This is a genomic window from Ochrobactrum sp. S1502_03 (genome assembly GCF_044435015.1).
Classification (GTDB): Bacteria; Pseudomonadota; Alphaproteobacteria; order Rhizobiales; family Rhizobiaceae; genus Brucella; species Brucella chromiisoli.
The window spans coordinates 34,180-48,223 of sequence record NZ_JAYEXN010000011.1 but is presented as its reverse complement, the minus strand read 5'-3'; the positions used below and the strand labels follow the sequence as shown (position 1 = coordinate 48,223).

The following is a 14,044-nucleotide window of genomic DNA, read 5'->3' as shown; positions in this document are numbered from 1 at the left end:
ACTTACTCGCTTATGATTTTGACGCGATCGCCCACAGATACAGTTGCGCCCGCAGGCATGGCGTTGAGCAGGCGGAACAGTTCAAGCTTGCGGGTTGTTCCCTGCATGCGTGCTGAAAGGCTGGCCATTGTATCCCCCGGCTTCACAGTCACCACGCGAATGCGCAAAGGTTTGATGGCTTGTTGCTCGGCTGCCGAAAGCAGGCGGAAGGATTGTGTCACGCTTTGCGATGCAGGCATGAGTGCATTGCTGCCCTTTGGCGCTGCCGTCAGAAAGCGATAGACCTTGTTGTTGGCACCGATCACCACAATGTCGAATTGCCAGCGATCCGCACTCGCGCGCGCGGTTGCCGCAGGCAGGCCGTTGATCGTGATGGGGCGGATTGAGCTTTCATCAAGGCCCGTCACCCAGCCCGATTTGATATAATCGGTAAGGCTGGAGCCTGCAGGCAGCGATGCGCCGTCAAAGCGGATTGCCACTTCGCCCGGTCCACTGGCCATGACGGCATTGGCCGAATTGTCAATGGTGAAGCCGGCCGGCGCGGTAAAGGTTACGCCGAGCTTTGGATGGATGAAGGTCTGTTCGCGCACATAGCCTTCATTGGGCGAATCGCCATAGAGCAGGCCATCAATGCCGTTGAGGAAGGAATCGCGATCCGTTGTGCCAACGCCCGGCGCGCCAATGCGGCGCGCGTGTCCGAGCGCCAGCTGAATGCGTTGTGGCGTTGCAGGGTGGCTTGCGAGAAAGTCGAGGCTCGCATCGGTGGCACCAGAGACAGACCGGAAATCTGTGTAAGCTTCCATCGATTGCAGGAAGCGTGCGGAAGCGAACGGGTCATACCCCGCTTCACCGATCATTTTGATGCCGATGGCGTCGGCTTGCAGTTCCTGATTGCGCGAGAACTGCGCAAGGCGGAGTTTGCCGCGAATGGTTGCTTCACGACTTGCATTTTCATTGTGCAGAACTTCTGTGGCGACCCGCCCGGCAATTGCTGTTTCTGCCTCTTTCTCCTGACGAAGAATACCGTGATTGGCGACCACGTGGCCCATTTCATGGGCGATAACGGCTGCGACTTCAGATGAGTCGTTGGCAAGCGCCAGCAAACCGCGTGTTACGTAAAGAAACCCGCCCGGCAAAGCGAAGGCATTGATGTTGGGGCTGTCGAGGATTGTGATGCGATAGGTCTGATCCGGCTTGTCGGAAACCGTTGTGAGATTGCCGACGATCTTGGCGACCATGCGCTCCAGCTTCGGGTCTTTATACTCGCCGCCATAAGTGGCGAGGATGCGCGGATGCTGCTGCGCGCCGATTTGCGCCAGCCGGTCGTTGCGCGTGACGTTTTCAACGGTGACCGGATTGGACGATGGCTGAAGGCCGAGATCCTTGCTCGAATTGAACGACTGGCAGCCCGAAATCAAGGCAATCGCCAGCAAGCCAAGACCAATGGCTGGTTTCCGCCAATTGCGCTGTGTCCGTTCTGGCAGGGGGACTGGAAGGCACAGGGAGGCCCGGGCACGGGTCTGTTGACGGATCAGTATTTTATCCTCGCAATGAATGGACGTCGATGTCGTGGCATAAATTTAGCCGCTCACTGAATTGCCTACAAGAAGCTGATCAGTGTTCAAAGCGTTCTTTAAGCCGATTGCGAACAAAATATGTCCACTGCCGTAACTCTATTTGAGCTTTGGCGTCTGTGCACCGATATAGTGCTTCAAAGCTTCGGGTCCAGATGGCGAGAGTAATTCATGGGCAGGCCCTTGTGCGGAAATCCGGCCATTGTCGAGAAACAGCAACAAAGCATTGAGATAGAGTGCGTCTTCCGGCGTATGTGTAACCATCAGCACCGTCATTTTGTTTTCTTCATGCAATGCACGCACAAGATCAAGCATCTGATGGCGTAGTGCGGGTCCAAGGGAAGCAAAGGCTTCGTCCAGTAATAATACCGGTCTTGCGCGCACCAGAGCGCGTGCGATAGCCACCCGCTGACGTTCGCCACCCGAAAGCGCTTCGGGTTTGCGGTTCTCTTTGCCTTTAAGTCCCACGCGTTCCAATGCAGTTGCGATTGCGTCCCGATCCTGTTGGTTCAGCTTCAGATTGGGAGAACGGCCAAGCCCGACATTCTGCTCGACGCTTAGATGTGCGAAAAGATTATTCTCCTGAAAGACCATTGAAACGGGCCGGGATGCAGGCGGCAGATCGGTAACATCAAGATCGCCGATCAAAATCTGCCCCATTTCTGGTTTTTCAAATCCTGCAATCAGATTGAGCAGTGTGGACTTTCCCGAGCCGCTGGGGCCGACAATGGCCGCAATTACGCCGCCCGGTATGGTCGCGTCGAAATGCATTTTGGTTTCGCCATAGCTGAAATATAGATCGCGAAGCCTGATGTCGGCTTTGACATTCATAGAAGCGGCGTTTCCTTTCGCGAGGCAGCACGATCTGCAATCATCATCAGGCCAAGACATAAGATTCCGAGGATCAATGCAAGGCCTGCTGCGTCGAATGTGCGGTAGCTGCCCATACGCTGGAACAGAAGATAAGGCAGCGTTAACAATGCATCGCTGCCGAAAAGTGCGATGGTGCCGAGATCGCCCAGCGAAAGCGCCATGGCAAAGGCAAAGGCCATTCCGAAGGGTTTTTGAATGGATGGCCAGTCGATCAGTTTCAGCCGGTTGAAGCCTGTGATGCCAAGCTGTGCACAGAGCCTGTTGTGGCGCGCAGCCGCTGTGTCCCATGAAGGTCGCAGCAGGCGCACGGCAAACGGCATGGCCATCGCAGCATTGACTGTTATCACCATCAACGGAGCCATCAGGAAGGGATCTGTGAAATGGCGCAGCAAAATGAACCAGCCCGCACCCAGAACGATGGGCGGCATGACCAGAACGAGGCTTGCGCCAGTGTCAAAAAGCCCGGCAAGGCGCACGCTCTTTGTGGCCTCGCGTGCGATGACCAGGGAGAGGGAGAGGATGACAGAGAGGAGGGCTGCTGAAAATCCAAGTGCCAGACTGGTGCTGATTGCTCGCCAGACGGTCTTCTCCCTCAAAAGCCCGACCAGATCGGCGGCAAGACCTGAAATGACGATGCCGATGACGGGAAGCGCGACATAGAGGAAGCCAATCGCAATGGCTGTGATATTGAAAAAGCGTTCTGGTACAGAGGGCTTCGCATAGCGTCTCGCGTTACGTGTAAGCGTAAAGCCTTCTTCCGATGGGCGTCCGGTCATGCGCAGGGCCAGCAAAATGAAAAGTGTCAGCGCAAGCTGTGCGAAGGTGAGAGCAACCGCGCGCGCCGGATCGAAATCGAAATGCAGGCTTTGGTAAATTGCAACTTCCAGCGTTGTGGCGCGTGGGCCGCCGCCAAGGGTGAGAACCGTTGTGAAGCTTGTGACGCAGAGCATGAAGATCAGACCGAACATGCCGGGCAGATTGCGCCGAATGACGGGCCATTCAATCAGGCGAAAGCGCGACGGGCTTCCCATGCCAAGTTGTGCTGAAAGCTTCCAGTAATCGGCGGGTATTGAGTCATAAGTCGCGAGAATGAGTCTGACAGCCAGCGGCATATTGAAAAACACATGCGCGATCAAAATGCCGGTGATGCCGTAAATATCGGGTGAGAGCGGATAGCTGCTTGCTTGCGAAAGCTGCGCAATAAAGCCGTTGCGCCCGTAAATGCTGGTGATGCCCAGCACCGTCACAAGGGCAGGTAAGGCGAGTGGCAGCGCGAAAAGGCGCAGGATCAGGCTTCGACCCGGAAAGTTTGATTCTGCATAAAGCGCCCGCGCTACCGGAATGGCAAACAGCACTGACAGCAGAGCCGATGCCGCAGCTTGCGTGAGTGTGAAACGGGCGACGCGCAGCAGATAATTGTCGAAATAGACATCCGTATCAAAGCCGCTGGCTTCTAATGCCAGCGCAAGAAGCGAACCACCGACCAGCACCGCAAGAAAGCCAAGCGCCAGCATGCCCGCGAGTTGTTTTATCGCAGGCATGGTGTGAGCAGCGCTGGTTCTGGTCGGAGCTTTGATCATTTGCTTGAAGCGTCAAGCCATTCATCGACCCATGCCTTGCGGTTCTTTGCAACCGCGTCGGCTGGGATCAGAAGGGTCTTTTCAGGCTTCGGCAATGTGTCGAAAGCCGGTGCAAGCGGCTGCGAAGTCTTGCCTGCCGGATACATCCAGTTGGTTTCGGGAATCACATCCTGAAAGCCGGGGCCGGTCATGAACGCGAGAAATTTTTGTGCGAGCGGGTTTTGGGCGCCTGTTGTTGTCTGGGCAGCAAGTTCGATCTGAAGGTAATTGCCTTCAGGATATGCCAGTGCCTTATAGCGCTCGGTTTTCTCGGCAATCATGTGATAGGCAGGGGAGGTGGTGTAAGAGAGCACCATTGGTGCTTCACCTTTGGTGAACAGGCCATAGGCTTCCGACCAGCCCGGCGTCACCGTGAGAATGCGCTTCTGCAGCTTTTCCCATGCTTCGGCTGCCTGATCGCCATAGACCGATTTGATCCAGAGCAGAATGCCAAGGCCCGGTGTCGATGTGCGCGGGTCCTGAATGACGATTTTTTGCGACGGATCGCCTTCGACCAGCTCTTTGAGGCTTTTCGGCGGATTGGGCAGCTTCTCGGAATCATAGACAACGGCGAAATAGCCGTAGTCATAAGGCACGAAAATATCGTCCTTGAAATCGCCCGGCACTTTGACATTGGAAAGATCAATGCCGCTCGGCGCGAAATAGCCGGTGGTGCGCGCTTCGGTCGTCAGGTTCGTGTCGAGGCCGAGAACAATATCCGCTTTGGTATTGCCACCCTCAAGCTTGAGGCGATTGAGCAGGGCGACGCCATCAGCCGATGCAACCCATTCCAGCTCGCAATCGCATTCTTTCTCGAAGTTTTCCTTGACCTTTGGGCCGGGACCCCACTCGGAAACAAAACTGTCATAGGTGTAGATGGTCAGCTTGTCTTTGGCGTGGGCAACAGGCGCAAAGGCAAAAGCTGCGCTCAGCGACAGGGTAAGCAGAGATAAAAGCCGCATAACGGCATTCCTTTCTTTTATTCGAAAAGATTGAGCGCCGCTTGGGAAATCGGTCAGCATCTAATCCCTCCGCCGGTACAAACCGGATCAGGTTCAGCGGGTTAGCCGGTGTGCGGCTTCTCAGCCATTCTAAGAACGAATGGCACCCCGTTAGAGCACGGCAACAATAGATGTTTGCTTCAGGAAGGGCAAGGGTTCGCAATGCGGGCTTTCAGCTAGAATTTCCGCATGTTATGAGCGGTTTATGAGCACATTTGTCATTTTACTTGGCGGCGATCTCGTTGTCACGGATCGTCTGAAAAATCAGATTGCGGGAGCGCGCGTTCTTGCCGCCGACAGTGGCATACGCCATGCAGCGGAGCTGGGTGTTGAACCTGAGCTGTGGCTGGGGGACTTTGATTCCGCTTCTGAGGCGTTGAAAGAGCAGTATGCGCATATTCCGCAGAAGAGTTTTCCACGTGCCAAAGATATGACTGATGGCGAGCTTGCACTTTCGGAAGCTTTTGCGTGCGGCGCTGAGAAGGTCATTTTATGTGGGGCATTTGGTGGCCCGCGCACGGATCACACCTTGCTGCATCTTACGATGGCAACGGCGCAGGCCGCAGAGGGGCGGGATATTCTGCTTTCAAGCGGGGTCGAGGAAGCCTGGCCGGTTGTTAGGGGAGACTATGTTTATGATTTTCCCGATGGCACGTCTTTCAGCGTCGTGAATTTCTGCAAAGTCGAAGGACTTTCAATCACAAATGCAGAGTGGCCGTTAGACAACGTGACCCTTCCTTTTGGTTCTTCATGGACGGTTTCCAATATTGTGCGTGGAACTCTTTGCGTTTCCGTGCGTTCAGGACTTGCGATACTTGTAGCCAACTTGAATGAGGGGGCTGATCTTTACTATGGCTGCTAACCTTACCAATTGAAACCGCTTGACGCTGACGAGCGAAACGTATTGTAAATAGCCTCAGCGGGAATTGTCCGCCTTGCGCCGAAATTGGGGACGCAAAGTCGGTGTTGGTGTAACTCTATTAGGAGATTGTTTCATGAAGTCACGTCTTACCATGATTGCAATCGTCGGTGCGCTTGCGTTCTCAACGGCAGCATGCACGACGAATGAACAGCGTACTGCCGGCTATGGTGTTGGTGGTGCAGCTCTTGGTGCACTTGCTGGCGGTGCTATCGGCGGCAATGGCCGTGGTGCTCTGGCTGGCGCTGCGATCGGTGGCGTTGCCGGTACGCTTCTTGGTGCAGCACAGACCCGTAATGGTGTTCAGTACTGCCGTTACCGCGACAATTACGGTCGCGTTTACGAAGCACCTTGTAACTAAGCTGACCGTTTAGCGGTTTCGAATTCAAAAGCAGGCCGGGTTAACCCGGCCTGTTTGCTTTTTTGGCCTTATCATTTGACAGAATGCGTTTTGTCCCCGACAAGCAGGGCAGAAATTTCAACGGCATTTTTCAAAGAGAACCATGGCACCTCCGCTTCTTCGCCTCGATCAGATCAAGCTTACCTTTGGCGGCACGCCGCTTTTGGAAGATGCAGCCCTTTCGGTGAGTGACGGTGACCGCATCGCGCTGGTCGGACGCAATGGTTCCGGCAAATCCACCCTGCTTAAAATTGCCGCTTCTATGGTCGAAGCAACCTCCGGTGAAATTTACAAGCATCCGGGTGCCACCATCCGCTATCTACCGCAGGTGCCTGATCTTGAAGGCTTTGCCAATGTCCGCGCTTATGTGGAAGCAGGTCTTGGACCAACAGACGATCCGCACCGCGTGACCTATCTGCTGGAACATCTGGGCTTGACCGGCGAGGAAAAGCCCGATCATCTTTCTGGCGGGGAAGCGCGTCGCGCAGCCCTTGCCCGCGTGATTGCTCCGCAGCCGGATGTGCTGCTGCTTGACGAGCCGACCAACCATCTCGACCTGACGACCATTGAATGGCTCGAAGATGAGCTGCGCCAGATTCGCTCAGCCATTGTTCTGATTTCGCACGACCGCCGCTTTCTGGAAAATGTCAGCCGCTCGACAGTCTGGCTTGATCGCGGCATCACCCGCCGTATCGATCAGGGCTTTGGGCATTTTGAGGAATGGCGGGACAAGGTTCTTGAAGAAGAAGAGCGTGACCATCACAAGCTTGGGCGTCAGATTGCGCGCGAGGAACATTGGCTGCGCTATGGCGTGACCGCACGCCGCAAGCGCAATATGCGCCGCCTCGGTGAGCTGCATTCCATGCGCGCCGATTTCCGCGATCATCGCAAGGCGCAGGGTACAGCTGTTCTGACGGCCAGTGATTCCAAGGAATCGGGCAAGCTGGTGATTGAAGCGAAGAAGCTTAACAAGGCGTATGGCGAGCGTGTTCTCGTTCATGATTTCTCGATCCGTGTGCAGCGCGGTGATCGTATTGGTCTTGTCGGACCCAATGGGGCTGGCAAGACGACGCTTTTGTCGATGCTGACCGGCAAACTCGCACCCGATTCAGGCACGTTGCGTCTTGGCGTTAATCTGGAAATGGCTGAGCTTGATCAGAAGCGCGAGAGCCTGAACCTTGATGATACGCTCGCGCATTATCTCACTGATGGGCGTGGTGAAAACCTGGTGGTCAACGGCGAACAGCGTCATGTCGTTTCTTATATGAAAGACTTCCTGTTCCAGCCCGAACAGGCGCGGACGCCAATCCGCGAACTGTCCGGCGGTGAGCGGGCACGCCTGATGCTGGCGCGCGTTCTGGCGCGGCCTGCCAATCTTTTGATCCTCGACGAGCCGACCAACGATCTCGACATGGAAACGCTTGATCTGTTGCAGGAACTGGTTTCCGGTTTTCCGGGGACCGTTATCCTTGTCAGCCATGACCGCGATTTCCTTGATCGCACGGTGACGTCGGTAATCGCACCGGAAGGTGATGGCAACTGGCTCGAATATGCCGGTGGCTATGCCGATATGATGGCGCAGCGTAAGGAACAAGCGCTGGCACGACGCAACGTCAAAACGGCGACCGCTGGCACTGATAACAAGGGTAGTGAAGCGCCGCAGGCCAAGCGTGATGAAAAGCGTAAGCTTTCCTATAAGCAGAAATTCGCGCTCGAAACCTTACCCGGCAAAATGGATGCGCTTGCGAAGGAAATCAGTGTGCTGGAAGGCAAGCTTGCCGATCCGCATCTTTATGCCAAAGACCCGACACTGTTTGCGAAAACGGCCGATCTTCTTGAAAAGAAGCGCAACGAAAACGCAGCCATGGAAGAAGAATGGCTGGAGCTGGAGATGTTGTGCGAGGAAATCGAGGGATAATTATTATCCCTCGAAAACTCTCTAAGCGCTCGCTTTGTCGAGCAGGGCAATCGCATCAGCATCCAGCTTGATCTGTGCGGCATCGAGCAGCTCATTAAGCTGGGTGAGGCGCGTGGCGCTGGCAATCGGGGCTGTGACGGAGGGGCGTGCAATCAGCCAGGCAATGGCGATTTGTGCTGGTGTGGCGTCATTGGCACGGGCTACCTGATCAAGTGCTGCAATAATCCGCGACCCGCGATCTGTCAGGTATTTTTCAACCGTTTGACCGCGCGCACTTTGACCAAGATCATCTTTTGAGCGGTATTTGCCCGTCAGAAAGCCGGAAGCCAGCGAATAATAATTGATCACGCCCAGATCATTGTCGCGGCAGATCGCTTCAAGACCATCTTCAAAAACGGCTCGGTCATAGAGATTGTAAAGCGGCTGCAGGGTTTCATAACGCGGCAGGCCATGCTGCTTTGCAACATCAAGCGATTCTGTCAGGCGTTTCGATGTCAGGTTGGACGCACCGATTGCGCGCACTTTACCCGCCTTGATCAGCTCCTGATAGGTGCCAAGAACATCTTCAAACGGCGTTTCGGGGTCATCCCAATGCGATTGATAGAGATCGATATAGTCTGTTTGCAGTCGTTTGAGGGAGGCATCGACGGCTTTGCGAATATAGTTTGGTGAAAGGCCTTTTTCATTCGGCCCCATTTCGGAGCCGACTTTGGTGGCGATCACAACCTTGTGGCGCAGACCGCGGGATTTCAGCCAGTTGCCGATAATGGTTTCGGATTCACCACCGGCATTGCCCGGCGCCCATGCGGAATAGACATCCGCCGTGTCGATAAAATTAAATCCTGCATCGACAAAACGGTCGAGAAGCGAAAAGGATGTTCCTTCATCGACCGTCCAGCCAAATACATTGCCGCCAAAACAAAGCGGCGAAACCTCGAGTTCAGTACGTCCGAGTTTTCTAAACTCCATGGACCCTATCCCCTTCCTGTATGTACGAATTCCGAAGAATTCGCAGGGCTTCGATTTCAGGAAGAAGAGCGGGTCAGGCGCATTGCGCCCTCAGTGTCAGCCCATGCCAAGTGCATCCATATAAAGCTGGAGCATGGCTTCTTCTTCCTGACGTTCATGGTCTTCTTTTTTACGCAGACGAATAATGGTCCTTACGACCTTGCTGTCAAACCCCGAACCCTTCAATTCCGCGTAAACTTCCTTGATATCGTCGGCGATGGTCTTTTTTTCTTCTTCAAGGCGCTCAATGCGCTCGATGAAAGCGCGCAACTGGCCAACGGCAATCGTCTGGGCTTCGCTGGTAATATCGTCGCTCACGGGGGTCTCCAATTCAGCTCGATGATCAATGAGGGGCAACAGTGTTTCGTTACAGCAACAAAACACATGCCGAAAGTCGGACATGGTTTTCCTGCGAGTCGCAGGCGAAATTAAGGGGCTGTGGGGCCATAAAACCCTGTTTTATTGCCTTCCGGCTGTGGATAACGGGCAAAGCCTCAATCAATCTGTCCAGATCGGGAGCCGAAATGCCGGATTTCATGGATTTCCGGGATTGTGTTGATTTTCGCCAGCATTGGCGAAAGCCGATCCGCCCATTCAATGGCTCCAGCTTTATCAGCGATCAAATCCTGCCGCACCTCAATGAGCACATGCGCATAGCCACGCGCCGTCGCATGGCGATACATGGCATCGTTCTTGAGTGCGCCGTCATAGGGTTCGTTGTCGCCGACGATGAGGCCCGGCTCATCACGCAGCATGGAAAGAAGCGGTATCACTGCCCGCGGGTCAGAATCCCATAAAAGTCCTATATGCCATGGGCGATCCTTTCCACGCCAGTTGGGCGTAAAAGAATGGATCGAAACGATGAAGGGCGCTTTGCTGCTCTCAGTCGCGACACGCGCACTCATGGATGCAACGGCATCGTGATAGGGACGATAGAAACGGTCAAGGCGGATTTTGCGTTCTTCGGGCGACATTGGGTAATTGCCGGAAATCACCGCGCCATCCGACAATTGCATGATGAGTGTGGGATCGTCTTCGCCGCGATTGGGATCGATCAGCAGACGCGAAAAGCCTCCCATGACCGCTGGTGCATCAAGCCTTGCAGCCAATTGACGTGTCAGCTCCTCAACGCCGATATCATAGGCAATGTGGCGTTCGAACTCGTTTTTTGCGAGGCCGAGACTACCATATTCAACAGGCAAGTCGCGGCGGGCGTGGTCGGCCGTCAGAAGAAGACCGAGGCTGAGATTGCCGTCAACTTGATGGAAGGGTGAGAAGGACGGATCACATGACATGGGAGAGGCTTCTTGAATGGGATTTCTGTCATACATCGCAAGTCATTTCAGCTCTGTCATGAGAAAGTCGCGATTGCAACGATCATTCTTAATTGAAAAGCGAAGCAGTTTTCAGAATGCGGCAAAGCTACGAATCTAATCGTTTAAATCGTGCTGAAATCGCATGCAGTTTGATTGGAAATGCTGTAACTGGTTGGTTCTCTCCGGGATTGCGTTGACATCAAAGGCGAAACTGCCGAAAAGAGAGCGACCGAAAGAGGATATCCTTGCGTGAGACAAAAGCGATTGCGGGCTGAAGGAGTTCGGCGAATGCGACTTCCATTGTTTTTGGGTTTATTTTCCAGTGTGCTTGTTGGTGCTCTGGGTATGACTTCTCTGGAAGCGCGGGCCGATTTTCGAGTGTGTAACTCAACTCAAAACCTTGTGGGTGTTGCGATTGGCTATCGGGCCAAATCCGGCTGGGTGACTGAGGGTTGGTGGCATATTGACGGTTCAACCTGCAAGACGTTGCTCGAAGGGCCTTTGTCGTCACGCTATTATTATCTTTACGCTGAGGACTCTCAAAGCGGCGGTCGCTGGGAAGGCAAAGTGAATATGTGCGTTGCGGAAAAGGAATTCCGCATTACGGGCGTTCAGGATTGTTTTGCTCGCGGTTTTCAGCGCAACGGCTTCCAGGAATACGATACCGGGGAACAGTCGAGCTGGATGGTACAGCTCACGGATGAAACACCGTTAGAAAACTCTACAGTTACAGGAACGAATAACCCATGAAGCGCAACCGCAAGGTCAAGATTCTCGCCACACTCGGCCCGGCGTCTGGCGAAGAAGCCGTTATCCGTCAGCTTTTTGAAGCTGGTGCAGACGTCTTTCGTATCAATATGAGTCATGCCGATCATGACACGATGCGCACACTCGTAAAGCGTATTCGAAATGTCGAAAAAGAACTTGGCCGTCCTATCGGAATTCTGGCGGATTTGCAGGGGCCAAAGCTGCGCGTTGGCAAGTTCAAGAACACAAAGGTCACGCTTGTCGCAGGTCAGACCTTCACGCTCGATGACAATCAAGAGCCGGGTGATGAAACCCGTGTCTATCTCCCGCATCCGGAAATTCTGGAAGCGGTGGAGCCGGGCCATCGTCTTCTCATCGATGACGGCAAGCTGGAACTGATAGCCGAAGCCTGTGATGGCAAGTCTATTCGTTGTAAAGTGGTTGCCGGAACCAGCATTTCCGACCGTAAGGGCGTCAGCCTTCCAGACACCACGCTGGGTGTCGGCGCGCTGACCGAGAAGGATTACAAGGATTTTGAGGCCGTTCTCAAGGAAGAAATAGACTGGGTTGCCCTGTCGTTTATTCAGCGCCCTGAAGATTTGATCGAAGCCCGCAAATTCTCTGGCGGCAAAGTCAGTCTCATGTCGAAGATCGAAAAGCCGCAGGCTGTGACCCGTCTTGATGAGATTATTGAGCTTTCTGACGCTATCATGGTTGCCCGTGGCGATCTGGGCGTTGAAATGCCGCTGGAAAGCGTGCCGGGCATTCAGAAGCAGATGATCCGCAAAGCCCGCCGCGCCGGTAAGCCGGTTGTGGTTGCAACGCAGATGCTTGAATCGATGATCACCGCACCGGTGCCAACCCGTGCCGAAGTGTCAGACGTTGCAACGGCTGTGTTTGAAGGTGCGGATGCCGTCATGCTTTCGGCAGAATCAGCTTCCGGTCAGTATCCGGTTGAAGCTGTGGCGACGATGAACCGTATCGCGGAAAAGGTTGAGCGTGAGCCGACTTATCCGGGTATTCTGGACGCACAGCGTGCAATTCCAGAGCCAACGGGTGCAGATGCGATTTCGCTTGCTGCACGCCAGATTGCTGAAACGCTGAATCTATCGGCAATCGTCACCTATACGGCCTCCGGCACCACTGGTCTTCGTGCCGCGCGTGAGCGCCCACGTACCCCGATTATCGCGCTTTCGCCGGTGGTTGACACTGCGCGTCGTCTTTCGGTCGTCTGGGGTCTGCATTGCGTTGTGACCGAAGATGCGCATGATTTGGAAGATATGGTTGATCACGCGTGTCAGGTCGCTTTCAAGGAAGAGTTCGGCAAGGCTGGTGATCGTTTGATCATCACCGCAGGCGTGCCATTTGGAACGCCAGGCGCAACCAATCTCCTGCGCATTGCCTATATTGGCGCTGACGGTCAATCGACAGATTAAACCGGCGGCCTTCGGTTTCCGGTGGCCTGCAAATGGCGTGGTTTTTCGTTTCCGGTGCTCACGTACTTTAAGTACGCTGCGCGCCGGGTCTCAAACCTCACCATTTTCGCCGTACCATAATCCCGAATCCCACCCAGTTTTGGGTGAGCCTTATAGATACGAAAAAACGCGCTTCTTTCGGAGCGCGTTTTTGTTTGGTCGATTGTCAGAGAATCAGGTGCGGGTGTCGCTAAGTTCTTCTGTCAGATCGAGGAAATTCTTCTGCGCATCACGCATCATCGGATTAACCTCAAGCGCCTTCTCATAGGCCTTTAGAGCCTGCTCCTTGAGGCCGCGAGCGCGCAGAATATCGGCCATGCCGGTCAAGGCGCCATAATGGCGTGGCTCAAGCTCCAGTGTGCGATTGATGTCATACATCGCATGCGCATAGTCATTGCGCAGGTAATAGACCGTCGCACGCCGGTTCCATGCTTCTGCATAGTCCGGGTTGATCGCGATGGCTTCATTCAGGAAATCAAGGGCTGATGTATAGCGCTTTTCGAGCATGGCGTTGCTCGCCCACTGCAGCAAAAGATCGACCGTTGCGCTGCCGGATTGCTGCCAGATCTGATTGATTTGAACAGTGAGGCGACGGGCTTTGGTCTCATCGGATGTGCGCTTGAGTTCGGCAAACAGCTTGTTGAGGCGCTCTTCCGGCGTTTGGTCGGCTTGATTTTGTTCTTTGGGAGCGGGCTTCTGGTCGCCGTCTGTGCCGATTTGCACCGGCGTTATCGGTGCTGTCGGTGAGGGATTTGTTTCGGCATAAGCCAAAGACGCACTTAACATTGCGGTAAGTGCGATTGCTATCGAGAGCGAAGATGTGTTCAGATATGCAAAAACGTTCCGCATGCGCATAACTTTCATTATACGCGGCGGAACGTCAAATGCAAAATCAGCAATAAGATTAGCCCTGACGTGCCTTAAAGCGCGGAGCAGTCTTATTGATGATGTAAACGCGGCCCTTGCGGCGAACGAGCTGGCAGTCACGATGACGAGCCTTGAGCGCCTTGAGCGAATTCTTGATCTTCATGTCAATCACCGGTCTTGGTTGGCCCATCGACAGGACATGCCGCCGGGCTGCATAAAAACAGGCGCCCAAGGCGCCAATTGGTTACAGGCAGTATTCCTGCCCGAAGGGTTGGCCGAAATACACAATATTTCAGCCAAATGTCAACTGCTGCGCCGCAGATTCAC

The 14,044-nt window shown here is 54.3% G+C and carries 14 protein-coding genes and 1 riboswitch; of the genes, 5 read left to right on the top strand and 9 right to left on the bottom strand.

The window, feature by feature from the left end; all coding sequences use genetic code 11:
- Positions 1 to 2 precede the first annotated feature (2 nt).
- The 4 genes from cdlP to thiB all read right to left on the bottom strand — a co-directional run bounded on the left by cdlP (position 3) and on the right by thiB (position 5,028).
- Positions 3 to 1,484 (bottom strand): cell division protease CdlP, encoded by a 1,482-nt coding sequence (gene cdlP / locus VBH83_RS09800; protein ID WP_396997450.1) that lies wholly within the window; start codon positions 1,482 to 1,484, stop codon positions 3 to 5.
- Between the two features lie 189 nt (positions 1,485 to 1,673).
- Positions 1,674 to 2,405 carry a thiamine ABC transporter ATP-binding protein gene (gene thiQ, locus VBH83_RS09795; protein WP_396997420.1) on the bottom strand — a complete coding sequence of 244 codons (732 nt, stop codon included), beginning with the start codon at positions 2,403 to 2,405 and terminating at the stop codon, positions 1,674 to 1,676.
- Complete coding sequence (thiP, locus tag VBH83_RS09790; RefSeq protein ID WP_396997418.1) at positions 2,402 to 4,027, bottom strand: thiamine/thiamine pyrophosphate ABC transporter permease; 1,626 nt, start codon at positions 4,025 to 4,027, stop codon at positions 2,402 to 2,404. Before thiP ends, thiQ begins: the two co-directional genes overlap by 4 nt.
- Positions 4,024 to 5,028: a thiamine ABC transporter substrate binding subunit gene (gene thiB / locus VBH83_RS09785; protein ID WP_396997416.1), complete on the bottom strand. Its 1,005-nt coding sequence runs from the start codon at positions 5,026 to 5,028 to the stop codon at positions 4,024 to 4,026. Before thiB ends, thiP begins: the two co-directional genes overlap by 4 nt.
- 47 nt (positions 5,029 to 5,075) lie before the next feature.
- A riboswitch (TPP riboswitch) is annotated at positions 5,076 to 5,188 on the bottom strand.
- An 84-nt stretch (positions 5,189 to 5,272) separates the two neighbouring features.
- Here thiB and VBH83_RS09780 point away from each other — a divergent pair.
- From VBH83_RS09780 to VBH83_RS09770, 3 genes are all read left to right on the top strand, one after another.
- The gene (locus VBH83_RS09780; RefSeq protein ID WP_265984844.1) at positions 5,273 to 5,929 is read left to right on the top strand and encodes a thiamine diphosphokinase; all 657 of its coding nucleotides are present in this window, start codon (positions 5,273 to 5,275) and stop codon (positions 5,927 to 5,929) included.
- 133 nt (positions 5,930 to 6,062) lie between these two features.
- Complete coding sequence (locus VBH83_RS09775; protein ID WP_265984843.1) at positions 6,063 to 6,347, top strand: hypothetical protein; 285 nt, start codon at positions 6,063 to 6,065, stop codon at positions 6,345 to 6,347.
- A 142-nt stretch (positions 6,348 to 6,489) separates the two neighbouring features.
- Complete coding sequence (locus VBH83_RS09770; protein ID WP_396997413.1) at positions 6,490 to 8,304, top strand: ABC-F family ATP-binding cassette domain-containing protein; 1,815 nt, start codon at positions 6,490 to 6,492, stop codon at positions 8,302 to 8,304.
- 21 nt (positions 8,305 to 8,325) lie between these two features.
- Here VBH83_RS09770 and VBH83_RS09765 read toward each other — a convergent pair whose 3' ends face one another.
- The 3 genes from VBH83_RS09765 to VBH83_RS09755 all read right to left on the bottom strand — a co-directional run bounded on the left by VBH83_RS09765 (position 8,326) and on the right by VBH83_RS09755 (position 10,607).
- Positions 8,326 to 9,273: an aldo/keto reductase gene (locus VBH83_RS09765; RefSeq protein ID WP_265984841.1), complete on the bottom strand. Its 948-nt coding sequence runs from the start codon at positions 9,271 to 9,273 to the stop codon at positions 8,326 to 8,328.
- Between the two features lie 96 nt (positions 9,274 to 9,369).
- Positions 9,370 to 9,630, bottom strand: a complete 261-nt coding sequence (locus VBH83_RS09760; protein WP_061348000.1) for a DUF2312 domain-containing protein — start codon at positions 9,628 to 9,630, stop codon at positions 9,370 to 9,372.
- 176 nt (positions 9,631 to 9,806) lie between these two features.
- Entirely contained in the window at positions 9,807 to 10,607 is an 801-nt protein-coding gene (locus VBH83_RS09755; protein WP_396997410.1) for an N-formylglutamate amidohydrolase, read from the bottom strand.
- Between the two features lie 309 nt (positions 10,608 to 10,916).
- Between VBH83_RS09755 and VBH83_RS09750 the strand changes: the two genes are divergently transcribed.
- Positions 10,917 to 11,378: a DUF1036 domain-containing protein gene (locus tag VBH83_RS09750; RefSeq protein WP_265984839.1), complete on the top strand. Its 462-nt coding sequence runs from the start codon at positions 10,917 to 10,919 to the stop codon at positions 11,376 to 11,378.
- The gene (gene pyk / locus VBH83_RS09745; RefSeq protein WP_265984838.1) at positions 11,375 to 12,811 is read left to right on the top strand and encodes a pyruvate kinase; all 1,437 of its coding nucleotides are present in this window, start codon (positions 11,375 to 11,377) and stop codon (positions 12,809 to 12,811) included. Before VBH83_RS09750 ends, pyk begins: the two co-directional genes overlap by 4 nt.
- Before the next feature lie 213 nt (positions 12,812 to 13,024).
- On the opposite strand, the gene VBH83_RS09740 is transcribed toward pyk, so the two are convergent.
- The gene (locus VBH83_RS09740; protein WP_265984958.1) at positions 13,025 to 13,717 is read right to left on the bottom strand and encodes a tetratricopeptide repeat protein; all 693 of its coding nucleotides are present in this window, start codon (positions 13,715 to 13,717) and stop codon (positions 13,025 to 13,027) included.
- 37 nt (positions 13,718 to 13,754) lie between these two features.
- Positions 13,755 to 13,880 carry a type B 50S ribosomal protein L36 gene (gene ykgO / locus VBH83_RS09735; protein ID WP_002967908.1) on the bottom strand — a complete coding sequence of 42 codons (126 nt, stop codon included), beginning with the start codon at positions 13,878 to 13,880 and terminating at the stop codon, positions 13,755 to 13,757.
- Between the last annotated feature and the right edge of the window lie 164 nt (positions 13,881 to 14,044).

What these genes read in the sequence shown, in the direction of transcription:
- thiQ (WP_396997420.1), bottom strand. Translation starts at nt 2,405, where the DNA reads ATGAATGTCAAAGCCGACATCAGGCTTCGCGATCTATATTTCAGCTAT.
- VBH83_RS09780 (WP_265984844.1), top strand. Translation starts at nt 5,273, where the DNA reads ATGAGCACATTTGTCATTTTACTTGGCGGCGATCTCGTTGTCACGGAT.
- VBH83_RS09770 (WP_396997413.1), top strand. Translation starts at nt 6,490, where the DNA reads ATGGCACCTCCGCTTCTTCGCCTCGATCAGATCAAGCTTACCTTTGGC.
- VBH83_RS09755 (WP_396997410.1), bottom strand. Translation starts at nt 10,607, where the DNA reads ATGTCATGTGATCCGTCCTTCTCACCCTTCCATCAAGTTGACGGCAAT.
- pyk (WP_265984838.1), top strand. Translation starts at nt 11,375, where the DNA reads ATGAAGCGCAACCGCAAGGTCAAGATTCTCGCCACACTCGGCCCGGCG.
- thiP (WP_396997418.1), bottom strand. Translation starts at nt 4,027, where the DNA reads ATGATCAAAGCTCCGACCAGAACCAGCGCTGCTCACACCATGCCTGCG.
- VBH83_RS09765 (WP_265984841.1), bottom strand. Translation starts at nt 9,273, where the DNA reads ATGGAGTTTAGAAAACTCGGACGTACTGAACTCGAGGTTTCGCCGCTT.
- VBH83_RS09775 (WP_265984843.1), top strand. Translation starts at nt 6,063, where the DNA reads ATGAAGTCACGTCTTACCATGATTGCAATCGTCGGTGCGCTTGCGTTC.
- thiB (WP_396997416.1), bottom strand. Translation starts at nt 5,028, where the DNA reads ATGCGGCTTTTATCTCTGCTTACCCTGTCGCTGAGCGCAGCTTTTGCC.
- ykgO (WP_002967908.1), bottom strand. Translation starts at nt 13,880, where the DNA reads ATGAAGATCAAGAATTCGCTCAAGGCGCTCAAGGCTCGTCATCGTGAC.
- VBH83_RS09750 (WP_265984839.1), top strand. Translation starts at nt 10,917, where the DNA reads ATGCGACTTCCATTGTTTTTGGGTTTATTTTCCAGTGTGCTTGTTGGT.